At 69.9% G+C, this 23,571-nt stretch carries 23 protein-coding genes; 13 read left to right on the forward strand and 10 right to left on the reverse strand.

Features of this window, described 5'->3' with window-relative positions; all coding sequences use genetic code 11:
* Positions 1 to 41: 41 nt before the first annotated feature.
* Genes A5714_RS16320 through A5714_RS16330 form a run of 3 tightly spaced genes read right to left on the reverse strand, consistent with a single transcriptional unit; the run spans position 42 to position 4,127 of the window.
* Complete coding sequence (locus tag A5714_RS16320; RefSeq protein WP_068286712.1) at positions 42 to 1,217, reverse strand: AAA family ATPase; 1,176 nt, start codon at positions 1,215 to 1,217, stop codon at positions 42 to 44.
* A 27-nt stretch (positions 1,218 to 1,244) separates the two neighbouring features.
* A complete protein-coding gene (locus A5714_RS16325; protein WP_068286715.1) occupies positions 1,245 to 2,858 on the reverse strand; it encodes a Na+/H+ antiporter in 1,614 nt (537 codons plus the stop codon).
* Between the two features lie 60 nt (positions 2,859 to 2,918).
* Entirely contained in the window at positions 2,919 to 4,127 is a 1,209-nt protein-coding gene (locus A5714_RS16330) for an MFS transporter (RefSeq protein WP_369829452.1), read from the reverse strand.
* A gap of 382 nt (positions 4,128 to 4,509) precedes the next feature.
* Between A5714_RS16330 and A5714_RS16335 the strand changes: the two genes are divergently transcribed.
* The gene (locus A5714_RS16335; RefSeq protein ID WP_068286716.1) at positions 4,510 to 4,944 is read left to right on the forward strand and encodes a protease inhibitor I42 family protein; all 435 of its coding nucleotides are present in this window, start codon (positions 4,510 to 4,512) and stop codon (positions 4,942 to 4,944) included.
* Between the two features lie 10 nt (positions 4,945 to 4,954).
* Here A5714_RS16335 and A5714_RS16340 read toward each other — a convergent pair whose 3' ends face one another.
* Positions 4,955 to 6,229, reverse strand: coding sequence for an alpha/beta hydrolase (locus A5714_RS16340; RefSeq protein ID WP_068286719.1), 1,275 nt, complete (start codon positions 6,227 to 6,229; stop codon positions 4,955 to 4,957).
* Positions 6,230 to 6,458: 229 nt separating this feature from the next.
* Here A5714_RS16340 and A5714_RS16345 point away from each other — a divergent pair, with 229 nt between their 5' ends.
* Entirely contained in the window at positions 6,459 to 6,818 is a 360-nt protein-coding gene (locus tag A5714_RS16345; protein WP_068286723.1) for a type II toxin-antitoxin system HicB family antitoxin, read from the forward strand.
* A 153-nt stretch (positions 6,819 to 6,971) separates the two neighbouring features.
* The gene (locus tag A5714_RS16350; protein ID WP_068286728.1) at positions 6,972 to 7,913 is read left to right on the forward strand and encodes a LysR family transcriptional regulator; all 942 of its coding nucleotides are present in this window, start codon (positions 6,972 to 6,974) and stop codon (positions 7,911 to 7,913) included.
* Between the two features lies 1 nt (position 7,914).
* Here the strand turns inward: A5714_RS16350 and A5714_RS16355 are convergent, their stop codons facing one another.
* The 6 genes from A5714_RS16355 to A5714_RS16380 form a co-directional block, all read right to left on the reverse strand.
* Positions 7,915 to 8,631 carry a sirohydrochlorin chelatase gene (locus A5714_RS16355; protein ID WP_068286731.1) on the reverse strand — a complete coding sequence of 239 codons (717 nt, stop codon included), beginning with the start codon at positions 8,629 to 8,631 and terminating at the stop codon, positions 7,915 to 7,917.
* Positions 8,628 to 9,371, reverse strand: coding sequence for a phosphoadenylyl-sulfate reductase (locus A5714_RS16360; protein WP_068286734.1), 744 nt, complete (start codon positions 9,369 to 9,371; stop codon positions 8,628 to 8,630). The genes A5714_RS16355 and A5714_RS16360 overlap by 4 nt, the downstream gene beginning before the upstream one ends.
* Positions 9,372 to 9,382: 11 nt before the next feature.
* Positions 9,383 to 11,050, reverse strand: a complete 1,668-nt coding sequence (locus tag A5714_RS16365; protein WP_068286736.1) for a nitrite/sulfite reductase — start codon at positions 11,048 to 11,050, stop codon at positions 9,383 to 9,385.
* Positions 11,051 to 11,389: 339 nt separating this feature from the next.
* Entirely contained in the window at positions 11,390 to 12,241 is an 852-nt protein-coding gene (locus tag A5714_RS16370) for a phytanoyl-CoA dioxygenase family protein (RefSeq protein WP_068286738.1), read from the reverse strand.
* Between the two features lie 32 nt (positions 12,242 to 12,273).
* Positions 12,274 to 13,077, reverse strand: coding sequence for an SDR family oxidoreductase (locus tag A5714_RS16375; protein ID WP_068286741.1), 804 nt, complete (start codon positions 13,075 to 13,077; stop codon positions 12,274 to 12,276).
* Between the two features lie 33 nt (positions 13,078 to 13,110).
* On the reverse strand, positions 13,111 to 13,539 hold the full coding sequence (locus A5714_RS16380; RefSeq protein ID WP_068286745.1) for a DUF1707 domain-containing protein: 429 nt from the start codon (positions 13,537 to 13,539) through the stop codon (positions 13,111 to 13,113).
* Between the two features lie 66 nt (positions 13,540 to 13,605).
* On the opposite strand from A5714_RS16380, the gene A5714_RS16385 reads away from it, so the two are divergent.
* The 10 genes from A5714_RS16385 to A5714_RS16430 form a co-directional block, all read left to right on the forward strand.
* Positions 13,606 to 14,202: a TetR/AcrR family transcriptional regulator gene (locus tag A5714_RS16385; protein ID WP_068286747.1), complete on the forward strand. Its 597-nt coding sequence runs from the start codon at positions 13,606 to 13,608 to the stop codon at positions 14,200 to 14,202.
* A 113-nt stretch (positions 14,203 to 14,315) separates the two neighbouring features.
* Positions 14,316 to 15,194 carry a dioxygenase gene (locus tag A5714_RS16390; protein ID WP_068286752.1) on the forward strand — a complete coding sequence of 293 codons (879 nt, stop codon included), beginning with the start codon at positions 14,316 to 14,318 and terminating at the stop codon, positions 15,192 to 15,194.
* Positions 15,195 to 15,207: 13 nt separating this feature from the next.
* Positions 15,208 to 15,726 carry a carboxymuconolactone decarboxylase family protein gene (locus A5714_RS16395; protein ID WP_068286755.1) on the forward strand — a complete coding sequence of 173 codons (519 nt, stop codon included), beginning with the start codon at positions 15,208 to 15,210 and terminating at the stop codon, positions 15,724 to 15,726.
* A complete protein-coding gene (locus tag A5714_RS16400) occupies positions 15,723 to 16,268 on the forward strand; it encodes a carboxymuconolactone decarboxylase family protein (protein ID WP_068286757.1) in 546 nt (181 codons plus the stop codon). The genes A5714_RS16395 and A5714_RS16400 overlap by 4 nt, the downstream gene beginning before the upstream one ends.
* Before the next feature lie 138 nt (positions 16,269 to 16,406).
* Positions 16,407 to 17,669: a condensation domain-containing protein gene (locus A5714_RS16405; protein WP_068286774.1), complete on the forward strand. Its 1,263-nt coding sequence runs from the start codon at positions 16,407 to 16,409 to the stop codon at positions 17,667 to 17,669.
* A gap of 19 nt (positions 17,670 to 17,688) precedes the next feature.
* Entirely contained in the window at positions 17,689 to 18,450 is a 762-nt protein-coding gene (locus A5714_RS16410; RefSeq protein ID WP_068286759.1) for an Rv3717 family N-acetylmuramoyl-L-alanine amidase, read from the forward strand.
* A 384-nt stretch (positions 18,451 to 18,834) separates the two neighbouring features.
* Positions 18,835 to 19,509 (forward strand): DUF4190 domain-containing protein, encoded by a 675-nt coding sequence (locus tag A5714_RS16415; RefSeq protein ID WP_082959784.1) that lies wholly within the window; start codon positions 18,835 to 18,837, stop codon positions 19,507 to 19,509.
* A 4-nt stretch (positions 19,510 to 19,513) separates the two neighbouring features.
* Complete coding sequence (locus A5714_RS16420) at positions 19,514 to 20,185, forward strand: DUF4190 domain-containing protein (RefSeq protein ID WP_068286762.1); 672 nt, start codon at positions 19,514 to 19,516, stop codon at positions 20,183 to 20,185.
* Between the two features lie 10 nt (positions 20,186 to 20,195).
* Positions 20,196 to 20,768 carry a hypothetical protein gene (locus A5714_RS16425; RefSeq protein WP_068286766.1) on the forward strand — a complete coding sequence of 191 codons (573 nt, stop codon included), beginning with the start codon at positions 20,196 to 20,198 and terminating at the stop codon, positions 20,766 to 20,768.
* Positions 20,768 to 23,571, forward strand: a 2,804-nt coding sequence (locus tag A5714_RS16430; RefSeq protein WP_231975907.1) for a vWA domain-containing protein, incomplete at its 3' end; no start/stop codon positions are given. The genes A5714_RS16425 and A5714_RS16430, both read left to right, overlap by 1 nt.

The following is a 23,571-nucleotide window of genomic DNA, read 5'->3' on the forward strand; positions in this document are numbered from 1 at the left end:
GCGCGACGCGCTTGTCGGCTGCGCCACCGGTGCCGCGGGCGTCAGCGTTTGCCCCAATCCCACGGCGGCGTCGTCAGCAGCTCCTGCCCGGCGACGCGCGTCTCGCCCCACTCCTTGTACAGCTCGATCTCGATGGCCGACTCGGCGTCGAGACACTCCAGCAGCGACCGCGAGTGGGTGACCACCAGCACCTGGCAGCGCTGCGCCGCGCCGCGGATCAGCGCCGCCAGCGGCCGCACCAGCTCGGGGTGCAGCGAGGTCTCGGGCTCGTTGAGCACCATCAACGACGGCGACTCGGGGCTGCACAGCGCCGTGGCCCACAGCAGGAAACGCAAAGTGCCATCGGACAATTCGGAGGCTCGCAGCGCGCGGAGCATGCCGCGTTGCCGCAGTTGCAGGTCGAACAACCCGTCGTTGATGGCCACCGAGAGGGTCGCGCCGTCGAACGCGTCGGCCACGGCGCGGCTCAGGTCGTCGAGGCCCGCCTCGATGACGGTCTGGACCGCGGCGGCCAGGTCGGCGCCGTCGTCGGCGAGCACCGGCGTTCGGGTGCCGACCTGCGGGTGCCGCGCCGGGGCGAGCGCGTCCACCCGGAAGCCGTCGTAGAACCGCCAGCCGCGCAGCCGTTCGCGCACGGCCGCCAGCTCCGGCAGGGCGCGCGGGTTGGCGTATTCGGCCAGCACGCTGCGATACGACGGCAGGGACCGCGACAGCTCGTCGAAGCCGCGACCCGAGTCCGCGCTGGTCTCGGCGAAGTTGCGGGTGCGGCGCACCAGGGTGGCGCTGGCCCGCGGCACCTGCCCGACGAACACCACCTCGCGTTTGATCGCGGGGTCGCGGTTGAACACCGACGGCTCCGTTGCCCCCGGTGGACCGGCCGCCTGCGGCAGGCCCAGATCCACCAAATAACCGAAATCGTCGGCGGCGAAGCCCATTTCGAGCGAAACCGGGCGGGTGCGGGCGGTGCCCTCGACCTTGCCGGTGCGGTGCGCGCCGCTCAGCTGCTCGGGGCCGGCCCACAGCACGGATTGCAGGCCGCCCTCGCGGGCCAGCGAGGCGATGACCTCGCCGCGGCCGCAGTCGGCGAGCAGCCGCAGCGCCCGGTACAGCGAGGACTTGCCGGCACCGTTGGCGCCGGTGACCACCGAGAGTTGGCTCAGTGGCAGCACCACGTCGCGCAGCGAGCGGTACCCGCGGATCGCGACCGTCTGCAGCATGGAGCCGACTGTACGGTCGGCGACCGACTAGGCGTCCACGTCGGCGTCGGCGTCGTCGATGCCGGCGTCGAGCAGCTGCACTTCCTCCAGGTCCATTTCGTTTTGCAGCTCGCGCAGCACGATGTCGTCGATAAGGTTCTGATTGCGCAGCGAGGTGATCTCGCGGCGCTTGTGTTCGAGCACGCCGAGGCGGACCTGGCGCACCTTCTCCCGGCCGACGACGAGCCGCTGGTTGGGGGAGCCGGCCTCGGTAGCCAGCACCAGCGCGGCTTTTTCCTCGTATTCTTTCTGCAGCCGGCGGCGCAGCTCCTCGCTGATGCCGACCTCGTCGGCGACCTCGGGGAAGGCACGCAACGCGGCCTGGACGCCGCGGGCGCGGGCCAGATGCAGCTCCTCGGCGTGGGCGACGTCTTGCGGCATCTGCGCCCAACGCACGATGACGGGCAGCGTGCTGCCCTGCACCAGGACGGTCACCAGGATCACCACGGTGACGATGAAAATGACCAGGCTGCGGTCCGGGAACGGCGCGCCGCTCAGGGTGGTCGTCGGGATGGCCAGCGCGGCGGCCAGGGACACCGCGCCGCGGAAGCCCGCCCAGACGGTGACGAAGCGCTGGCGCCAGTCGACGCGGCGGGCGCGCTGCACCTCGCGCCGGTCGATCACCCGCAGGAGCACCGTCGTGATCTCACCCCAGAAGATCCGCGACACGATCACCACGCCGGTGACGGCCAGCGCGACGAACAGGGCGTGGCGGATACCCCCGTCGACGTGGTCGATCCCGCGCAGCGCGTTCGGGATCTGGACGCCGACGAACACCCACAGCGAGCCGTTGAGCAGGAACGTCGCGCTGTCCCAGAACGCCGACGACTGCAACCGGGACCGTGCCCGGATGACGACCGGCCCCGCGTAGGCGAGCACCAAGGCCGCAACCATGACCGCGACCACGCCGCTGCAGTCCAGCGATTGCGCCAGCAGGAAGGCGGCGAACGGCGTCAGCAGGCTCAGCGCGCCTTCTTCCTGAGGCGCGTCGAGCCGTTTGCGTAGCAGCGTGACCGCCCCGCCGACCAGCAGGCCGGCGGCGACGCCCCCCAGATAGGAACCGATGAACCGCCCGACCAGGTCGATCGGGGTGATGGCGGCCCCGCCGATGGCGACGTGCACGGTGACGCCGAACAACACCAGGGCCGTGCCGTCGTTGATCAGACTCTCGGCCTTGAGGACGGTCAGTGACCGGCGCGGCAATTTCTTGGCCAGGCCCGCGACGGCGGCGGCGTCGGTGGGTGACAGGACGGCCCCCAGCACCGCCGCCGCGTGCGGTTCGACGCCCAACGCCCGCGCCGTCCACGACACGGCCACGGCGGTGGCGATCACCAGGGCGACGCTGAGGAACACGATGATGCGGGCGTTCGCGCGGATCTCCCGGAAACTGGTGTTCAGGCCCTCCCAGTACAAGATCGCCGGTAAGAACAGCAGCAGCACGATCTCACCGTTGATGTGGACGTGGGCGAATTGCGGGATCAGCCCTAGCAGCGCGCCGAGCGTGATGAGCAGAACCGGGGGGCCGACGCGGTAGCGCCGACCGATGACCGTCCCCAGGATGACGGTGGACACGAGCGCAACGATGAGGACGAGGCCGAACACCAGCCCATCCTGCCGGACTCGCCCGCTCAGCGCGCCGCGGGGGAGCGCACCCCGCCGGCGTCAGCCCACCCGTGACGGCTCCGGCGCGGCGGGATCCCGGGCGCCGCGCAACGGGATCAGCGGCATGGCGGCCAGCGGAAACAGCCCGCACAGCCCGAACGCCAGCGGATAATCGGCGGCCACGATGACCTCCGCGAACGCCGGCGGCGCGACGGCCACGACGAGGCGCTCGAACGTGTTCTGCGTGCCCAGGGCCCACCCCGACCAGAACGGCCCGGCGATCTCGGGGATGGTGGTGAAGGGCAGGCCATTGTCTCCCGTGACGGCCGCACTGAGCACCATGGCCGGCACCGCGACGGGCCATCCCAGGTGGTCGGTGAGGGCCAGCACCAGCATGACCCCGGCGGTGACGACGGCGATCTTGCGCAGCGGCCGCATCCGCGATCCGATCCGGTCCGCCCACCGGCCCGCGGCGACGCGGGTCAACGCGCCGAGGCCCTGGGAGACCCCGATGAGCAGGCCGGCGCACGCCATCGACAGGCCGTGCTTGCCGGTGAACCAGACCAACATGAAGGTCAGGACGACCGGTTGCGGCACCATCAGCAGCGTCGACGCGAAGTGGATGCGCCACAACGGTGTGCCGCGGTACAGCTCGGCGAGCTCGCCCATGTGGACGCCCGTCCGGTCGGGCCGCGGCGGGTCGCTCACGCCCACCGCGGCGGCCACGGCCGCCACGGCGCACAGGACCGCCGGGAATAGCAGGGCCACCGACAAATTCCGCTTGGCGAGTTCGGGGAGCACCAGCGCGCCCACGGCGATGCCCAGCGGTTGCGCGGTCTGGCGCACCCCCATCACCAGCGCGCGCTGGCGCACGGCGAACCAGCCGGTGACCAGCCGGCCGCTGGCCGGGACGCAGCTGGCCGCGGCCATGCCGCCGAGCACTAGGAACGTGCCCATGGCCAGCGGAGAGTCCATCGCCGCCGCGGCCACCCCGGCCGCGGCGGTAAGCCCCAGGCCCAGGGAGAGCACCACCCGTTCGCCGGCGCGGTCCAGCAGGAAGCCCCACGGAATGAGGGTGAACATCATGCCAACGCTGGGCATCGAGGCCAGTAGCGCCGCTTCGACGAGGCTCGCACCGTGCTTGGACAGCGCGGGTATTAGGAATGCGACGCCGTTGATGAAGACATTGGCGCACAGCGTCGCCAGCTGCGAGACCGTCAGCATCGACCACCGCCTGGCCGCCGAGATCTCGTGTGTCGCGGTGTTCACCGCTGTTCGATTGCGACGCTTGCGCTTTGGCCCGTCGGTGCGGCGGGTTCCCCGAATATCATGAGAGCCGAACCGTTTTCGCGCACGACAAAGAAAGCATGAGCCGACCCCCCAAAGTCCCGTGCCAGGAACGAAGTTGATGAAAGTGCCGGGGTAGTGGACTACCAAAATCGAACGCTGGGTGTATCCCGTTACACCCGACGGCGCGGTTCCGGCCTGAGTCGTCCTATACCCACCGCTTGGGGCGTTCACACGGTCCTTTGAACTCGTTCTGGGCCGCGGTGGGGGTGCCGTCGCTCGGGGCGCGGCATCTAGGATCGAGTGGCTTGGTGCGCAGCGGGTAAGCCGCCAGGCGGCGGGCCGAAGAGAGGGGAGATCCGCAGTGAAGATCAGGCTGCTGGCAACAGTCGCCGTACTCGTCTCGCTGTTCCTACCGGCCTGCCACTTCGGCTCCAGAAACCCGCCGTCCACCAAGACCCTGCAGGCGTCCATGAGTGACGTCCTGATGCAGGACGCCATCACGCAGAGCATCGCCCTGGCCGTCGGGAACACGCTGTACGTGAAGCTGGGCTCGAACTACACCACCCCGTACCGGTGGGCGCCGGACATGAAGATCGCCGACCCGAGCGTCCTCAAGCAGATCAGCCACGAATTCGTGCAGCCCAGCTCCGAGGCCCTCGGCGCGCCGGGCACCGAGGTGTGGGAGTTCGCAGCGCTCAAGCCCGGCGCGACGACCATTACCACCTCCTACACCAGCTTCGTGGGCAAGGACGCCAAGCCGGCATGCACGTACACGGCGAACGTGACGGTGCAGTAGACCGTCGCGGCTAGGCGACCGCGGCTTGGCGTCGCCGGGCGTAGATCTCGGCGAGGAACTGCTCGACGGCCACGGCCGCGTGCGCCGCCCGGGCGGAACCGAAGATGTCGAAAGCGTGCTGGGTCAACGGCAATTCGGCGTAGGCGACGGGTTGGCGGCTGACCTGGCGCAGGCGGTCGACGAAGGTCCGTGCCTGCTCGACGTAGGCCAGCGAGTCGTTGGTGCCGTGCAGTACGAAGAACGGGGGAGCGTCTGGGGTGACGCGGTAGACCGGCGACGCGGCCTCGAAGGTCTTCTGGTGCGTGCTGGGCCGTTGCTTCATGATCGACTTGATCAGCAGGCCGGGCATCATGGGGTGCAGCGTCTTGTCGAACTTGGTGAAGTCGTAGATCCCGTAGAACGGCACGGCCGCCTGCACCCGGGTGTCGGCGTCTTCGAAGCCGGGCTGGAAATGCGGATCGTTGGGCGTCAGCGCGGCCAGCGACGACAGGTGCCCGCCGGCCGAGCCGCCGGTGATGGCAATGAATTCCGGGTCGCCGCCGTACTCGGCGATGTGCGCCTTGACCCACGCGAGGGCACGCTTGACGTCGACGATGTGGTCGGGCCAGGTGTTGCGCGGGCTGTGCCGGTAGTTGATCGCCACGCACACCCAGCCCAGCTCCGCGAGGTGGCTCATCAGCGGATGTGCTTGCCCCCGTTTGTTTCCCGTCGTCCACGCGCCGCCCGGGATCTGGAAGAGGACGGGCGCCTTCTCACCCCGGTCGAGGTCCGGGCGCCGCCAGATGTCCAGGTGGTTTGCCCTGCCGTATTCGCCGTAGCCGATGTCGGAGTCGTGGGCGTAGTCGCGGTAGATCCGCAGCATGCGCACCAGGCCCGGCGCCTTGGCGGTGCCGCCACCTGCCGGGCGGCGCCACAGGTCCGCGGAGTCGGTGCGCCGATTGGTGCCCAGCCCGTTGTTCAGCGCCTCGCGCAGCGGGACGTCGGCCTGGTGACCGGCACGGTTGAGGTTGAGCAGCCCGAGCGCCGAGGCGCCCGTCGCCAGCCACGCCAGCATGCGGACCGGGCGGGTCAGGCGCCGGCCCGTCGCGGCCAGCCCGGCGAGCTGGACCGCCAGCGTCTGCAGCGGCAGGTCGGTGACGGCCAGGCCGAACATCCACGAGTACAACGAGGGAAACCCACCGCGCGCCAGGGGCCGGTAGGCGTTGACGGTGGTCGCCGCCGTCACCGCGGTGACGGCGAGGGAGGCGAGTTGCCGGAGGTGGTGGCCGAGCCGAGCTGTCCGCATTCGCTCACCTTACGAGGAGGTGATCGCCGATCCGCTAGCGCCCGCACTAGCTGATTCCGTGCGCGCCTAGGGGTCCTCGGCGGGTGCTCCGTCCTGAGGATGTGTGACTTTCGAATCCGCTAGCGCCCGCACTAGCTGATTCCGTGCGCGCCTAGGGGTCCTCGGCGGGCGCTCTGTCCTGGGGATGTGTGACTTTCGAATCCGCTAGCGCCCGTGCTACCAATCCGCCGTGAACCACTACACGTATCGAGTCGGCTGGTCACCGGCGGACGACAAGTCCGCCAGCACCTGCCTCGAGATGCCGTTTCTCAGCTGCGTGGCGCCGACCGCGCAGGAGGCGACGTTGGCGATAGAGGCGGCCGTCGACGAGCACGTCGAGGTGATGCGGGAAGGCGGCGAGACACCGCCGACGCCGATGGCCGACCGCAGCTACAGCGGCACCATCGTCATCCGGACCTCGGTCGAGCTGCACCGCCGCCTGGCAATCGAATCCGTCGAGCAGGGCGTGTCGATGAACCAATGGGTGGTGCAGCAGTTGTCGGGCCGTCGACTCAGCGACGGTCTCGGGCTGTCCGGCTTCGACTGGTAGGGCGGCTTGCGACGGCCTCGGCCCGAGCTCTCAAGTTTCCGCCGTTGGGCGGGTCGTTCTCAGCCAACCCCTTCGGGGTCGGGCTAAAGATTTCGGTGTCGTGCCCTCACAAGCTAATGTTGTGTCACACGAGTCGATTGTGAGCCGTTGCCCATGCCGCTCAGCGCCCGGATGCCCGATATCGCCTCCCTCGAGGCGTTCTTGGCGATCGCCGAGACCGGCAGCCTAGGCCGCGCCGCGCGGGAGCTCGGCCTGACGCAGCAAGCGGTGTCGCGGCGACTCGCCGCGATGGAGGCCCAGGTCGGGGTGACGCTGGCGGTCCGGACGACGCGCGGCTCTCAGCTCACGCCCGCCGGCCTGATCGTCGCGGATTGGGCGGCGCGGCTCCTCGAGGTCGCGAAAGAGATTGACGCGGGCATGGATTCGTTGCGGAAGGAGGGCCGCGAGCGGCTGCGGGTCGCCGCCAGCCAAACGACCTCCGAGCAGCTCATGCCGCACTGGTTGCTGTCGTTGCAGGCCGAGGCGACGCGGCGCAGCGTCAGCGTCCCGCGGGTCATCCTGACCGCGACCAACAGCGAGCACGTGATCGCCGCGGTGCGTGACGGCAGCGCCGATCTGGGATTCATCGAAAGTCCGGGTACGCCACAGGGTTTAGGGTGTTGCGTGGTCGCCGAGGACGAGTTGGTGATCGTGGTGCCGCCGAGCCACAAGTGGGCGCGGCGATCCCGGCCCGTGACGGCGCGCGAGCTTGCGCAGACGCCGTTGGTGGCCCGTGAACCCCATTCAGGCATCCGCGATTCGCTGACGGCGGCGCTGCGGGTGGCGCTGGGCGACGACATGCAACAGGCTTCGCCCGTCTTGGAGCTGACGTCGGCCGCCGCGATGCGGGCCGCGGTGCTCGCCGGCGCGGGGCCCGCGGCCATGAGCCAGCTGGCGGTGGCCGACGACTTGGCGGTCGGCCGGCTGCGCGCCATCACCATTCCCGGGTTGGACCTGCGGCGCAACTTTCGCGCCATCTGGGTCGGCGGGCGCACCCCGCCCGCCGGGGCGATCCGCGACTTCCTCGCACACATCCTCAGTGGCGCACCGCGATAGCTCAGGCCGCGGCGTCGGCGGCGCGGGCCTCGTCGTAGCGGTCCAGCACCGTCTCGGCCACCAGACGATGCGCGCCCAGGGGCGCCGCCATCGGGATGTCGTGCTCGCGCGCATAGGCCGACACCCCGTCGGTGATGCGTCCCGGCGCCAGGAACCACGGCGCGATGACGAGGCGGCGCGCGCCGCGGCCGCGCAGCTGGTGGGCGATCCGCGTCACCGACGCCTCGGGCCGGGTGGCGAACGCCGTGCCGGCGCCCGCCCAGCGGGTGCCCGCGGCCAGCCGGCGCGCCACCTGGGCGGTGCGGGCGTTGGCCGCGGCGTTCGACGAACCGATGGCGACGACCAACACGCCCAGGTCCTCGTCGTCGGGCGACGCCCGGATCTCCGCGAGGCGTTCCCGCAGCACCGACACGAGCCGGGCGTCCTCGGCGAGCACCCCGGCCTGGCGGATGCCGTGCGTGCCGGCGCGGGCGATTTGCTCGGGTATGTCGCGACGGGCGTGGTATGCGCTGGCCAGCAGGAGCGGGGCGACGACCGCCTGGCGGGGGTCGGGCAGGCCGGCGAGGGCGTCGGCGAAGCTCGGCGCGCTGAGTTCCAGGAACGCCAGCCGCACGTCGAGGCCGGGACGCATGCTCGTGAGCCGGTCCGCCACGGCGGCGGCGTTGGCGGCCGAGCGCGGGTCGCGGCTGCCGTGGGCGGTGAGGATCAGGGTGCTCATGAGGCGTGCAGCCCACATTCGGTCTTGGCGCGTCCCTGCCAACGTCCACTGCGGGGATCCGCGCCTTCGGCCGGCTTGGCGGTGCACGGCGCGCAGCCGATCGACGGGTAGCCCTCGTCGACCAGCGGGTTGACCAGCACGCCGTTGGCCTGGATGTACGCGTCGACGTCCTCGTCGGTCCAGGCCGCGATCGGGTTGACCTTGATGATGCCGAAGGATTCGTCGTAGCTGATCTGCGCCGCGTTGGCGCGGGTGGGCGCCTCGACCCGGCGCAGGCCGGTGATCCAGGCGGCGTAGCCGCGCAGCGCGCGGCGCAGCGGGAGGACCTTACGCAGGCGGCAGCATTCGTTGGGGTCGCGGGCGAACAGGTCCTTGCCGAGCAGGGTGTCCTGCTCCGCGACGCTGCGCTCGGGGGCGATGTTGAGCAGGTGGATGTCGTAGACGGAGTCGACCGCGTCGCGGGTGCCGAGGGTTTCGGCGAAGTGGTAGCCGGTGTCGAGGAACACCACCGGCACGCCGGGCCGGACGCTGGACGCCAGCGACACCGTCACCGCGTCCTGCATGGTGCTGGTCACCACCCACTTGCAAGTGGCCCAGCCGCGGGGCCCGCCGATGCCGCCGAAGTGCTCGTCGGTCCAGCGCAGGATGTCGACGGCGCTGCGACCCTCCATCTCGGCGGCGCCGCGCGACGCGATCTCGCGCAGCTGCTCCTCGGTGAAGTGGGTGAGCGCCCGGCTCATCAAGTCATCCCCTAGCGCAAGTCGTCCTCGGCGGCGCGCAGGGCCCAAGCGGCGAACCGCTCACCGTCGTCGCGCTGGTCGAGGAATTTGCGGGTGACGCGGTCGATGTAGTCGCCGAGCTCGTCGCTGGTCACCTTGTGCTGTCGCAGTTTTCGACCGAAGCCGCTCGCCTCGCCCAGGCCGCCGCCGAGGTGCACCTGGAACCCCTCGACCGAATTGCCCTCGCCGTCGTCGATCCACTGGCCCTTGAAGCCGATGTCGGCCACCTGGATTCGGGCGCACGAGTTCGGGCACCCGTTGAGGTGCACGGCGATCGGCACGTCGATCCTGGCGTTGACGTCGGACAGGCGCTGTTCCAACTCTGGCACCAACGACTGTGCGCGAACCCGGGTTTCGGCGAAGGACAGCTTGCAGAATTCGATGCCGGTGCAGGCCATCAGGTTCCTGCGCCACGACAACGGCCGCGATGGCAGGCCCAGCGCGTCGAGGCCGGCGACGAGTTCGTCGACCTTGTCGTCCGGGACGTCGAGGATGACCAGCTTCTGGTACGGGGTGAAGCGGGCCCGGTCCGAGCCGGCCTGCTCCATCAGGTCGGCCACCGCGGACAGGATGGTGCCGGTCACCCGTCCGGCGACCGCGGCCACCCCAACGGCGTTGCGGCCGTTCTTGATTCGTTGCACCCCGACGTGGTCGATGGGCTGCTTGAGGGGCTCGGGGGCCGGGCCGTCGATCAGCCGGCGGTTGAGGTATTCGGTCTCCAGGACGTCGCGGAATTTTTCGACGCCCCAGTCCTTGACCAGGAACTTGATCCGGGCCTTGGCGCGCATCCGCCGATATCCGTAGTCGCGGAACAGCGCGGTGACCGCCTCCCACACGTCGGGCACCTCGTCGAGCGGGACCCACGCGCCCAGGCGCTGCGCCAGCATCGGGTTGGTGGACAGACCGCCGCCGACCCACAGGTCCATGCCGGGGCCGTGTTCGGGGTGGTGCACGCCGACGAAGGCGACGTCGTGGGTCTCGTGCGAGACGTCCTGCAGGCCCGAGATCGACGTCTTGAATTTGCGCGGCAGGTTGGCGTATTCGGGATTGTTCAGGGCGCGGCGCAGGATCTCGTCGATCGCGGGGGAGGGGTCGAGCACCTCCTCCAGCGAGTCACCGGCCAGCGGCGAGCCGTGAATGCCGCGCGGGCAGTCACCGCAGGCCTCGGTGGTCTGCAGGCCGACCGATTCGAGGCGGCGCCAGATATGGGGCACGTCCTCGATGCGAATCCAGTGATACTGCAGGTTTTCGCGGTCGCTGATGTCGGCGGTGTCGCGGGCGAATTCGGTGGAGACCTGGCCGAGCGTGCGGATGGCTTGCGCCGGCAGGGCTTTGCCGTCGGTGCGCACCCGCATCATAAAGTGCTTGGCCTCGATTTTCTCGATGTTCTCGTCGCCGGTCCAGCTGCCGTCGTAGCCCTGCTCGCGCTGGGTGTAGAGGCCCATCCAGCGGAACCGGCCGCGCAGGTCGGTGGGCGCGATGCTGTCGAAGCCCTCGTTGGCGTAGACGTTGACGATGCGGTCGCGCACGTTCAGTGGGGCGTCGTCGTTCTTTAATTTCTCGGCGTCGTTGAGGGGTTCGCGGTCGCCCAGCGCCCACTGGCCCTCGACGCGGGTCTTGGCGGGGCGTGCTGTGGTCATGGTGATGTACTCCTGGCGCCGGGCTGTCGTGGGGCTGGGCGCCGGCCGTCGATGGTGCGCGTACCCGTGTGTACGTCGCTGGACCCACGGGTCACGCCTCCCATGCTGCCGTGCGGACCGGGATGCCAGTAGAGGTCACCTGTTGTGAGGACACAACCTCGTGTTGTGAGTGTTGGGCTTCGGAGTCACAGGCGTCACGTGCGCCCCTGTCTTGGGGTGCATCCGAAGTGCCCGCCTCACAGCGACAACGGGGCGCTGTGGCGATTTGTCGCTGCGAGGCGGGCACTTCGCTACCTCGTCAGGGCAGGGCCCAGACCCCCATGGAATGGCGCGGACCCCTCACGAATCCTGCAACAGCCGCAGCGGATGCAGGCCGTCGACCGCGCCGACGAACGGCGGGTGAATGCTGTAGCCGATCATGCGGCGAATGTCGTCGGAGACCGCGCGGGCAATGTCGCGCGAAATCGACAGCGTGTAGGCCTCCATCGGCCGCAGCCACGGCTGGCAGTACTGGGCGGTGATGGCCAGGCGCGCGCGATCGGTCGTGTTGGCGCCACCGCCGTGCCACAGGGTGCCGACGAAGAACACGCACGAGCCGGCGGGCATCACGACCGGCAGCGACGGGTCGTCGGGCCCCGGCGGGCGCCGGCCCCACCGGTGGCTCCCCGGGTACAGCACGGTGGAACCGTTGTTCGCGGTGAAGTCGTCGATGGCCCAAATGGTGGCGGCGGCCAACGGGTCTCGCGGCCGCGGGATCGGGTAGAAGCCGTCGTCATGGTGGGGCAGCTGCGCGGACTCGCCCGGCTGAATGTTGATGGCTTGCAACGCCGATAACAGATAGTTGGGCATCAGCAGCCGGTCGAGCACCGCGAGCACTCGGGGGTGGTCGGCCAGCCGGTCGCAGACCCGGGTCCGGCTGAGCACGCTGTAAATGCGTTGGGTGCGACGGCCTTCGAAGGCGTTGCGCCCGGTGTGGCCCAGCCACGGCCCGACGACATCGCGGATCTGCGCGCACTCGTCCGGGCTGAGCAGGTTCTCCCACACGACGTAGCCGTCGCGGTCGAGGGCGGCCATGTCGGCGTCGACGATCGCGGGGTCGACCGACGCGCCGCCGGTCGTGGTCCACTTGTGCCGGCCCGCCAGGTCGGTCTTGAGGTCGTCGAGGGTGGTGACGGGCTCGTCGAGGCTCATACACGAGACCATGGACCCCATTCGACCGGTGGTCAAGTGGCCGTTCCGGCCGCGGCCTTGGCCGTGTCGGCCGGCCGCAGCAGTCGCCCGCTCACCAGCGCCGCAAGCCAGCCGGGCATGAGTTTTCCGCCGGTGGCCAGCAGCCGGAAACGCAACCCGGGGACGACGACCGCGCGGCCCCGGTCCAGGCCGCGCAACCCGGCGGCGACGACCGGTTCGGGCGCGGCGAGGTGCCGGTAGATGGCGGTCTGGGAGACGTCGGCGTCGAGCGCGTCGACGAATCCGGTGCGCGTCGGCCCCGGGCACAGGGCGGTGACGGTGACGCCGGTGCCGCGGGTCTCGGCCCACAGCGCCTGGCTGAGGGACAGCACGAACGCCTTCGAGGCGCCGTAAGTGGCTTGGTACGTGCCGGGTTGAAAGGCGATGGTGGAGGCCACATTAACGATGCCACCGCGACCGCGGGCGAGCATGCGGGGCAGCACCGCGTGGGTGAGGCGGACCAGAGCGTCGACGTTGACCGCGACGAGTTCGTGCTCGCGCCGGGCGTCGACGTCGGCGAATGGGCCGTAGGTGCCGAATCCCGCGTTGTTGACCAGCACGTCGACCGCGCGGCCGTCGAGGCGCGCGATCAGGCCCTCGACGCCCGCGTCGGTGCCGAGGTCACCGACGACGAGCTCGACCTCGGTGTTGGCCGTGATGCGTTGCCTGACCTGCTGCAATCGGGCCTCGTCACGCCCGGCCAGGATGAGCGAGTGGCCGCGTCGGGCCAGTTGTTCGGCGAAGATCGCGCCCAGGCCCGAGCTGGCTCCGGTGACGACTGCCCAGTTGGCGTTCATGGCTTCTCCTCGAATGCTTTTGGTCAACGGGTGTCAACGGGCTTTATGGCAGCGTGGGATGGAGACGGCGTGGCTGACCAGGCCGATTCCTGCGCCGAGGATGGGCCAGATGGGCCAGAAGTAGGTGGCATCGGTGGTGAGGGCGACGGCGGCCCACACGGTAAGCACGATGACGACCATGGCGAGGTACGCGGCGAGGTGGGCGCGCACGCCGCGGCGGGCGGCGGCGATGCGGGCGGCGCGGCGGCGAGGATCGTGACGCCGAATGTGGTCCAGCGGCAGGTCGCCCAGGAGCTGGCGCAGCTCGTGGGCGGTGTGGGTCTGATAGATCGCCTGCAGCCGTTGGTCGTAGTCGTTGAGTTGCAGGTAGCCCTGCGCGAGGGCTTGGCCCAGCAGATCGGCGGTCCTCTCGCGGTCGCGGTTGCCGGCGAGCGTGGCGGTGGTGTCGAGCTGGGTGGTCATGGTGCCCTCCCTCGGGTGTTCGATGTGAATGGCTTTAACATAGTCCGTAATGTTAATGTCGTCAACATGGCAGTGCAGAAAGCCCGCACGACGTACCACCACGGTGACCTGAAGAACGCGCTGACCAGCGCCGCCCTGTCGCTGGTTGCCGAGAAGGGGCCCAAGGGCTTCACGCTGACCGAGGCCGCGCGGCGCGCCGGGGTCAGCGCCGCGGCGCCGTACCGGCACTTCGCCGACAAGGCGTCGCTGTTGGCCGCCGTCGCCGAGCAGGGGTTCGTCGAGTTGCACGCCGACCTGGCCGAGGCCGCCGCGCGCGTGACCGATCCCAAGGAGCGGGTGGCCGAGCTCGGCCGGGTCTACGTGCGCTGGGCCGTCGCCCATCCCGACCACTACCAGGTCATGTTCGGCGTCGAGTCGCTCAAGTCCGAAGAGCCGACCGTCGCGGCGGCGGGCGAGCGGGCGTTCGGCGAGCTGCTTGGGGCGATCACGGCGTGCCAACAGGCGGGCATCGCCGCGGGTTCCGACCCACTCGAACTCGCCGCGCCGCTGTGGTCACTGGTGCACGGCATCGCGTCGCTGGCCATCGGCGGGCAGTTGCGGGAGGTGGGGGTCGAGCGGGCGCCGGAGGAGTTGGTCGACGGCGTTGTGGCGCAATTGTTTTGAGGCGTTCGCCAGTCGCCTCGCTGCGTTGCCGGTGAAGTGCATCGCTGAACGACGTGCGCAGCCACCTCGATCACCGTTGGACAAATGCAGATACGCCGGTGTTGGCTGATCGCATGCCGAGCGACCTGACCGAAGAGACCCTCACCGAGGCAGTGCTGCGCAGCTTCCACACCGCCACCGACGACCGCTTCCGGCACCTCATGGTCAGCCTCGTCCAGCACCTGCACGACTTCGCCCGCGAGGTTCGGCTGACCGGCGACGAGTGGTTCACCGCAATGGATTTCATCGAGCGCCTGGGTAAGATCTCCAGCCCCACCCGCCAAGAAGTCGTGCTGCTCTCCGACATCCTCGGCCTGTCCATGCTGCTGGACAAAATCAACGAACACGCCGGGGCGTCGACTACGGCCTCGGCGTTGCTCGGCCCGTTCTATGTCGAGGGCCGGCCCACCGCCGACAACGGGGCGGACATCTCCAATGGCGTTGCGGGCACACCGATGTTCGTCACCGGACGCGTCGTCGACGAGCGGGGCGGCCCGATCGCGAAAGCGCGCGTCGACGCCTGGCACAGCGACGGCGAGGGCTTCTACGACGTACAACAGAGCGAAAAACTGCGCGAAGAGTTCGCCATGCGCGCGCTCCTCACCACCGATGACGACGGCCGATTCTGGTTTCGCTCCATCGCCCCGCGCTACTATCCGGTGCCCACCGACGGGCCCTGCGGCGAGATCCTGCGCGCCGCGAACCGGTCCGTCATGCGCCCCCAGCACGTGCACTTCTGGTTTCACGCCGACGGTTATCAACCGCTGATCACGCAGCTGTTCTTGAAGGACGACCCGTACATCGGCCGGGACGCGGTGTTCGCGGACCAGACATCGCTGCAGGCCGACTTCGTGCGCCATGACCCCGGTTTCGCCCCGGACGGAACTATGGTCGAGGAGCCGTTCGTGACGTTGGGCTGGACCTTCAGCCTCGCCGCGAACGCGGACCGCTAGAGAGGATTGGCCGATGACGCGGATGCCCCTGGTCGACACCGACCGGCAGCCCGAGCGGATCAAGCAGCCCATCGCGCGCCCCGACACGCTCAACGTGGTTCGACTGCTTGCCAACGCCCCCAACATCTTTGACGGGTGGGCGCAGATGATGGGACAACTGTTCACCAGCCCCACCTTCACCCCGCGGCTGCGCGAGGTGATCATCCTGCGAGTGGGGCACCTACAAGACTCGCCGTACGAACTCGCCCAGCACGTGATCTTCGGCCGCGCCGCGGGGCTCACCAACCGACAAATCGACGCCCTGCTCGACAAGGAAGACCTGGACGCGGCCGGATTCAGCGGCGACGAACGCACCGTCATCGACACCGTCACCGAACTGTGCACCAGCCACCACCTGAGCGACGACGCCTTCGCCACCGCCCACGCCCTGCTGGGCGACGAGGCACTCACCGAACTGCTGATGATCGTCAGCAGTTACTACGGCCTGGCGCTGGTACTCAACGCCGTCGACCTCGACATCGAGGACAAATGACCCGCATCCCGTACCGCCGGCCCGAGGACATGACCGAGCAAGCCCGCGAATTGACCGCGCGGCGCGGCAATCTCAACGTCTACCGCGCACTGGCCAACGCCGAGCAGGTCTACACCGGATGGATGCTGGCCGGCGACGCCGCCCTGACCAGCCCCGTCCTGCCGCGCCGGCTCCGCGAACTCATCGTCCTGCGCACCGCGACCTTGATGGACTGCGCCTACGAACTGGGCCAGCACAAAGACGTCGCGCAGACGGTCGGACTGGACACGGACACCATCGACGCCATCATCAACGAATCGGACTGGCCCACTGGGCAATTCGACGCCACCGAGCTGGCGGTGCTGCGACTCACGACCGAACTGGTCACCACCCGCCGCGTCACAGCCCCACTCTTCGAACAGGTGCATGCCGCCCTCGGCTCGGAGGCCACCGTCGAAGCGTTGATGGTCATCGGCCGATACGCCGGCCTGGCATTGATGCTCAATGCGCTCGACGTCGAGCTTGACGACACCGCTCGGCTGCCGCTGCCGCCGCGGGACTGACGCGCGGCACCCACGTCTGGCACGCCCAAGTGCCCCGCCGTGAAGCGAAAACCGCACTTGCCGTTCGCCGTCTGAACGAAACCCCGCCGGGATACGTCTGCATGAGTGGACACCAAGCGTCCGGCGATAGGAGAATCGGTGACGGCGCAACGCACCCCACACGATCCACCCGCAGTCCTCGTTCGCCCCCTCGGCGCGTCCGAGCGAGCGTTTTACCGCTTCTCAGAACGCAACCCGGCGCATCACGTCGCGGTCGCGGAGTTCGCCGAGCCGCTGCCCGTCGACGGGTTGAGGTCAGCGCTGGGCGCCGTCCAACGACGGCACCCGTTGCTGTCCATGCACGTCGAGGACCGCCCGGACACCCGGCTGGGCTTCTATCGCGAACCGACCGTCGCGCCCATTCCGTTGACCACCCGCCGCAGCGCGGACCCGTCGTGGGAAGCCGCCGCGGCCGACGAGCTGACCCGCCCGTTCGACCGATCGCAGGCGCCGTTGATGCGGGCGTTGTTGCTGCAGGCACAACCGCGCAGCACGCTGCTACTGACCTTCGATCACACGCTCGCGGACGGGATTTCGACCATGTTCGTCCTGCGCGACGTGCTGCGCGCGCTCAACGGCCAGACGCTGTCCGAACTGGCGCTGCGGCGTCCGCAGGAGCGCCTCATCGATGACGCGCTCGGGGACGTCGAGGCCTACGATCCCGCCGCGCAGCCGCAGGACCCAAGGATGCTGAGGGCCAACGTGTTTCGGCCCTTCGACGGCGCACCGACCAAGGTGCGCACCATGGCGCTGTCGGCCTGGGACACCGCGCGGTTGGTGGGGCGCTGCCGCACGGAACGGACCACCGTGCACGCGGCGCTGGTGGCCGCGATGTCCCGGGTGCGGGCCGTCGAGCGCGGGGAAGACTTTGTGCGCACGCTCAACCCGATCAATTGCCGAGCGCTGATGGGCGTCGGGGACGATTGCGGCATGTTCATTCAGTCGGTGACGACCGGAATCGCGCCGCTGAGCGGAACACCGTTCTGGGAGCAGGCGCGCGAGACGACCGCCCAGCTGGATCTGGCCCGGGCGCCCCGCGGCATCCGCACGCTGGCGATGGCCGGCGAGCAGCTGATGACGGTCGACGCGGACACCGACCGGGCGGAGGAACTGTTCGGCCGGCTGTGCCCGTGGGATCTGCTCATCACCAACCTGGGCGTCCAGCACTTCGACGGCATCGGCCCGCTGCGGCCCACGGCGGTGTGGGCGCCGGTGGTGCAGAGCCAGACCGTCGGCGAGTACGTCACCGGCGTGACCACCTACGAAGGTCAACTGCGGATGGCGACGTGCGGCTACAGCGTGCCCTCGACCTTCCTCAAGAGCGTCGCGGAGACCCTGCTGGCCGCGGTCGAACAACCCTGACGATTGCTACCATCGCGCCGTGAGCCGGCCGCGATCGTTCGCGCGGCGCGACCTGTTGAGACTCGCCGGGTCCGCGCCGGTGATCCTGGGCGCCGGCGCGCTGCTGCCTACCCCGCGGGCGGCGGCCGGGGTGGCCGGATCGGCGGTGTTCCTCGACCCGGGCCACAACGCGATCAACGACGCCTCCATCAACCAGCAGGTCACCAACGGCCGCGGCGGCACCAAGCCGTGCAACACCTCGGGCACCGCCGCCGCCGACGGCTACCCCGAGCACGCGTTCACCTGGGCCGTAGTGGCGCTCATCAACGACGCGCTCACCCAGATGGGCGTGCGAACCCAGCTGTCGCGCGACAGCGACGGCGGCGTCGGACCCTGCATCGACCAGCGCGCCGCGGCGGCCAACGCCATGCGCCCCGACGCGATCGTCAGCGTGCACGCCGACGGCGGACCGCCGTCGGGCAGCGGCTTCCACGTCAACTACTCCGCGCCGCCGCTCAACGACGTCCAGGCCGGCCCCTCCGTTGCGCTCGCCCACGCGATGCGGGACGCGCTGGCGCAGGCCGGGTTCGCCCCGGCAACCTATATCGGCTCGGACGGCCTTTACGGCCGCGACGACCTCGCGGGACTGAATCTCGCCCAGTATCCGGCGGTCCTGGTCGAACTCGGCAACATGAAAAACGCGGGCGAGGCGGCGCTGATGGAAAGCCCGGACGGGCGCGCGCGCTACGCCGCGGCGGTGACGCAGGGGATCGTCGCCTTTCTCAACGGCAGGGCCGGATAACGAGGGTCGCAACGTCGGGCCCCGGCTGTCGGCAGCTAACGGCAAACGGGGACTGAGTGCGCCTTTGAGCAGCCCGCATACTACCCCCGCGGCTCCATTGGCTAATGGGCACTGACGCCTCGCCGGGCGCATCGTGGCCGCGGGCTAAATTGCGCGACGGCGCGGGCCCCCACTATATGTAGCAGTACCGATAAGCGCTTCTCGGAGAAAAACCGTGAGCCGTGCCAGCACCGACTAAGTTTGATTTGTTGCGGTGGGAAGTCACGACTTATCGGGCGGCCAGTGGCACGGTCAATATCGCGGCACGGGCGCCCAGACGGAAAGTGGATGGCAACTGATGAGGGGGATTGGTGAAGCGGTCCGGCCCTACAGTCAGGGACTCCCATGACGCATAGCAGCGGCTACCAAGACCCCTTCGGCGGCGACCCCTTCGGTGGGAGCGCCCCCCAAAGCCCCACCTTCGGCCAGTCGGGAAGCGTGCCCACGGCGTCCACCGGCTTCCCGTCCCAGCCGAAACAAGAGGTCAACACGCTGGCCACGCTGTCGGCCGTTTTCGCGTTCCTGTTCGCCCCGGCCGGCGCGGCGCTGGGCCACGTGGCGCTGTCACAGATTCGGCAACGCCAACAGAGGGGCCGCGACCGCGCGATCTTCGGGCTGACGGCCTCCTACCTGATCATCGCGCTGGCCGTCATCGGGTTGGTGGTGTGGCTGGTGACCGGTGACCACTCCGGGCCGAGCAACGCCTCGCGCACGCCGTCGGCCACCAGCTACGCCGCCCCGCCCCCGCCGCGGACCACGGTGATCACCCAGCCGCCGGCGCAGCGGCCGACGGTGTCGGTCAGCAACCTGCGGGTGGGCGACTGCATCGAGGTGCAGCAGAACAAACCCGACCCCTCGGAGAACGCGGACTTCATCACCATCTATCCTGTCGCCTGCGAAGTGCGCGAGGGCGTGCTGCAGGTCACGCAATTGCTGTCGACCGAGAGCTGCAAGACACCCACCACGCTGTGGAACCACGACAAGACGGTCTTCGCGTGCATCGTCGACTTCAAGGGTTGAGCTGATGTATCCCGGTGACGATCCCTTCGCGCCGCAGGGCGGCGACCCCTTCGGCGGACCACCTCCCACCGTGTCCTACGGTGGCGGGCCCACCGGCCCGGTCGGATACACGATGCCGCCCGGTGTGCCCTTCGGTGGGACGCCGCCACGCGCCGACTACAACACGCTCGCGGTACTCTCGCCGGTCTTCGGCGTAATCGTGCCGCCCGCCGGCGCCATCATGGGCCACCTGGCGTTGCCGCGCATCAGGCGCACCGGCGAGCGGGGACGCCCGGCCGCGATCGCCGGCATCGTCATTGGTTACGCGATGTGTGCGCTGCTGATCATCGGCGGCATCTACTGGGGCACCCGCCCGAGCGCCTCGTCGACGACGTCCGCGACCAGCTCGAGCGCCCCCGTGCCGGTCGCCCCGTCGACCGTCACGTCGGTGGCGCCGCAAACCACCCCCGACCGGCCCAAGCTCGACCTGGCGACCGTGCCGCTGGGAACTTGCGTCGAAATCCAGTTGCGCAACAGCTCCGGTAACGACGCGCTGGACCTCTACCAAGTCGACTGTGAACACCGCGAAGGCGTCTACACCGTGACGACGCGGGTCAAGGCCAGCAACCAATGCCGATCGACCTACGTGGCCGCGCCCCCCGACCATTCCTTCGCGCTGTGCCTGAACCCGTTCTGAGGCACCGTCCATGAGCTCACCGAACCCCTTCGACTTCAGCGACTTTGGGCCCAGCAAGCAGGGACCGGGTGCGCCGCGGCCGCCGGCCCAGGGCCAACCCGGGGGCGGCTTCTCGGCCGGTTTCGATCCGTGGGCCAACCAACGGCCCCCCGCTACAGGCCCGCAACCCACGGGACCGTTCGCCGCCGCTGACCCGACGGCGTTCGACCCGACGGCCGGGCGCGACGCGTTCGGCCAGCTGACGCCCGGCCCGGCGGCACTGGGCGCGCTCACCACCACCCGCCCGCCGCTGGTGTGGTTCGCGGTGGCGCTGGCGCTCGCCCTGGCCGGCGCGGCGTTGGCCAGCCTGAGCGCGTTGAGCGGCCCGACGATCGCGGCGGCCGCGGCGGGCTGGCTGTTGGCGGGGCCGCTCGCCATCGGCGCGCTGGCCGTGTTCAGCCGGGTCGACACCCGCCGGCGCACCGAGGCGATCTACTCGGCGCCCACCTGGACGTCGACGCTGTACTGGGTGGTGCTGGCCGTATGTCTGGCGGGAATCGCGTTGGGCGCCTGGCAGATCGCGTTGTGGGCGGGGACGCTGTAGTGGCCGACGGAACGCGGAACTTGTCCAGCGCAAGAAGGCTCGCGGTTGCCGCGCGCCTGCTGGCCGCGGTCGCGGTCGTCGCCGCGCTGAGCGTCATCGGCTGGGCGCCGACCGCGTCGGCGGCGGGCTCACCGGGCGCCAGCCGGTTCGGTGGCTGCCTCGCCTCCCAGAAGGCCGGCGATCTGCTGTTGCTGTTCGACGAGTCGAGCAGCCTGCAGCAGACCGATCCGCAGGCCGCGCGGGTGCAGGCCGCCCGCTATCTGGTGCAGACGTTGGGCAAATACGCCGACCGGGTCAACGCCAAGCTCGACGTCGCGGTGGCCGGTTTCTCCGACACCTATGTGCCGGAACACGATTGGACCCAGCTCACCGCCGCGTCGGCCGGCAGCGTCGGCGCGTCGCTGGACCCGATCGCCAAGAAGAACACCGGCATCGACACCGACTACTGGTTGGCGCTGGACGGCGCCCGGCAGGCGCTGGCCACCCGCGGCGGAGGCACCAACGGCGCCCCGCGGTGCCAGGCCATCGCCTGGTTCTCCGACGGCATGATCGACTTCACCGCCCGGCCCGTCGCCAAGCCCTACGCCGACGGGGTGCACCTGGACGCACCCAACGGCATTCCCGACACCACTCAGAAGGCCGTCAACTCCATCTGCCGCCCCAGCGGCCTGGCCGACCAGCTGCGCTCGAGCAACATCATCATCCTAGGAATCGGGTTGGGCGCCAAGCAGACTCCCGGTGACTTCAACGTGATGTCGGCGATCAGCACCGGCAAGGGACTGCAGGGCATGACCTGCGGGTCGATCACCGATCCGGTCCCCGGCGACTTCTTCCCCGTCGCCAACATCGACGACATGCTGTTCGCCTTCGACGCGCTCAACCCCGACCCCCAGGTCACCGAGCAGGGCGGGGTGTGCCCCCTCAAGGTCTGCCCCGAGGCGCGGCACAACTTCGTCCTGGACCGCTCCATCAAAGAGGTCAACATCCTGGGCTCCGGCGGCGTGCCGGGCGTGGAGCCCTACCTGGTGTCGCCGTCCGGACAGACGCTGCCGCTGCCCAAGAAGGACGGCGCGCAGAACGTCAGCGTCGACGGCGTGCCGGTGACCTATCAATGGCAATCCGAGTCGGCGCAGAACATCTCGCTGCAGAACAGCAACGTCCCACGCTGGACCGGGCTGTGGGCGATCGTCTACGTCGACACCACCGGCCAGCATCCCGACGCGGTGTCGAAGGTCAGCATCCACATCACCACCGACATCTTCCCGGCGCTCGTAGGCGCCGACAAGGTTTCCTGGCACAGCGGACAAGTGCTGCAGGGCTTGACGTTTGGCCTCGTCGACGGCCAGGGCAAGGCGATGGCGCCGACCGACCTGGCCGGCTCGGCGACCATGTCCGCCTCGCTGGCGCCCGACGGCGCCGCGCCGATCCCGTTGCTGACCGCCGCGGGCAAGGACGACATCGCCAAACCGGTGGACGCCGACCTCACCAAGGTCGAGCCCGGGCATGCGACGCTGCGGATGTCGCTGGTGGTCACCACCGCCCCCACCACCGACCTCACCGGCGGCCCGGTCGAGGGCACGCAGCTCTCACCGCAAGAGGTCGACGTGCCGATCCAGATCCTGCCCAAGGCGGGACTGCCCACGCCCGGGCAGCGCATCGACTTCGGCACCGTCGAGGGCACCAAGGGCGCGACCGCGCAGCTGAGCATCACCGGGCCGGGCTGCGCATGGATCGGCGACGGCGACGCCGCGACGGTGACGGGCTCACCGGACGGGATCGGGACGCCCCACCTCGGCTCGTCGGCGAACTCCGGCCAGAACTGCGTCAAGGTGCAAGCCGGGGAGACCGCGCAACTGCCGGTGACCCTGCGCACCGACCGCAACGGCCACGGCGGCCTGAACGGTACTGTCCCCGTGCATGTTTCGACGCTGGACAACCCCGACGACGCGCAGGTGGTCAAGGTGGCGTTCACGGCGTCGATGATCAACCCGCTCAACACCACCAATTTCGTCCTGGTGCTGATCGCCGCCCTGTTGCTGGGGCCCGGCCTGCCGCTGGCGCTGCTCTACGCCTCGAAGTGGTGGGCGAGCAAGATCCCGGACAATCCGCTGTTGGCCGAACGCATCCCGGTGGAGGTGGAGCACGACGCCGTGCTGCGCGGCGGTGAACCGTTCGCGATGGCCGACACCGACCTGGTGCACCCGGTCGCCGGGCTACCCCCCGGCGGCACCCGGCACCTGTCCGTCGCAGGGGTCACCCTCTCCGTCGTGCTGGGGCGCAGCCCCTTCGGCTCCGGCAGCGTGGTGGTCAACGCCGACGGCCTGGTGAGTGTCGGCTCGCAGCTGCCCGGCTCCGACAAGACCGGCCTGCGCGCGGTGCTGCCGTTGGCCGTGCACAACACCTGGGTGCTGCTGCACGACCCGCGCGGCCCCGAGACCGTCGCCGAGGTCCTGCTGCTGGTCGCCGGCACCACCGACACCGCCGCGCGGGAGCGGCTCTACGAAGACGTCGCGCAGCGGCTGCCCGAACTGCTCAGCGGGCTCAGGCTGCGCGCCATGCACGCCGGCCTGGGCGCCGGTTTCGCCGCACCCGGGGAGACGGCGTCCCCGTTCGGGGATGCCCCCGCCGTCGTGGGCTCCGGCTACTCGGCCGGCTCCGCCGCGACCCCGGCCACCGACGACCCGTTCGGCGGCGCCGAGCCCTGGGGCGCCGCCCCGGCCCCGCGGCAGCCGCCGTCGGGACGAATTGCGTTGTCGGATAATTCAACCCACGCGGGCCAGCAGTCGCCGCCACCGCCGCCCGG

The organism is Mycobacterium sp. E2462 (assembly GCF_001672685.1).
GTDB lineage: Bacteria > Actinomycetota > Actinomycetes > Mycobacteriales > Mycobacteriaceae > Mycobacterium.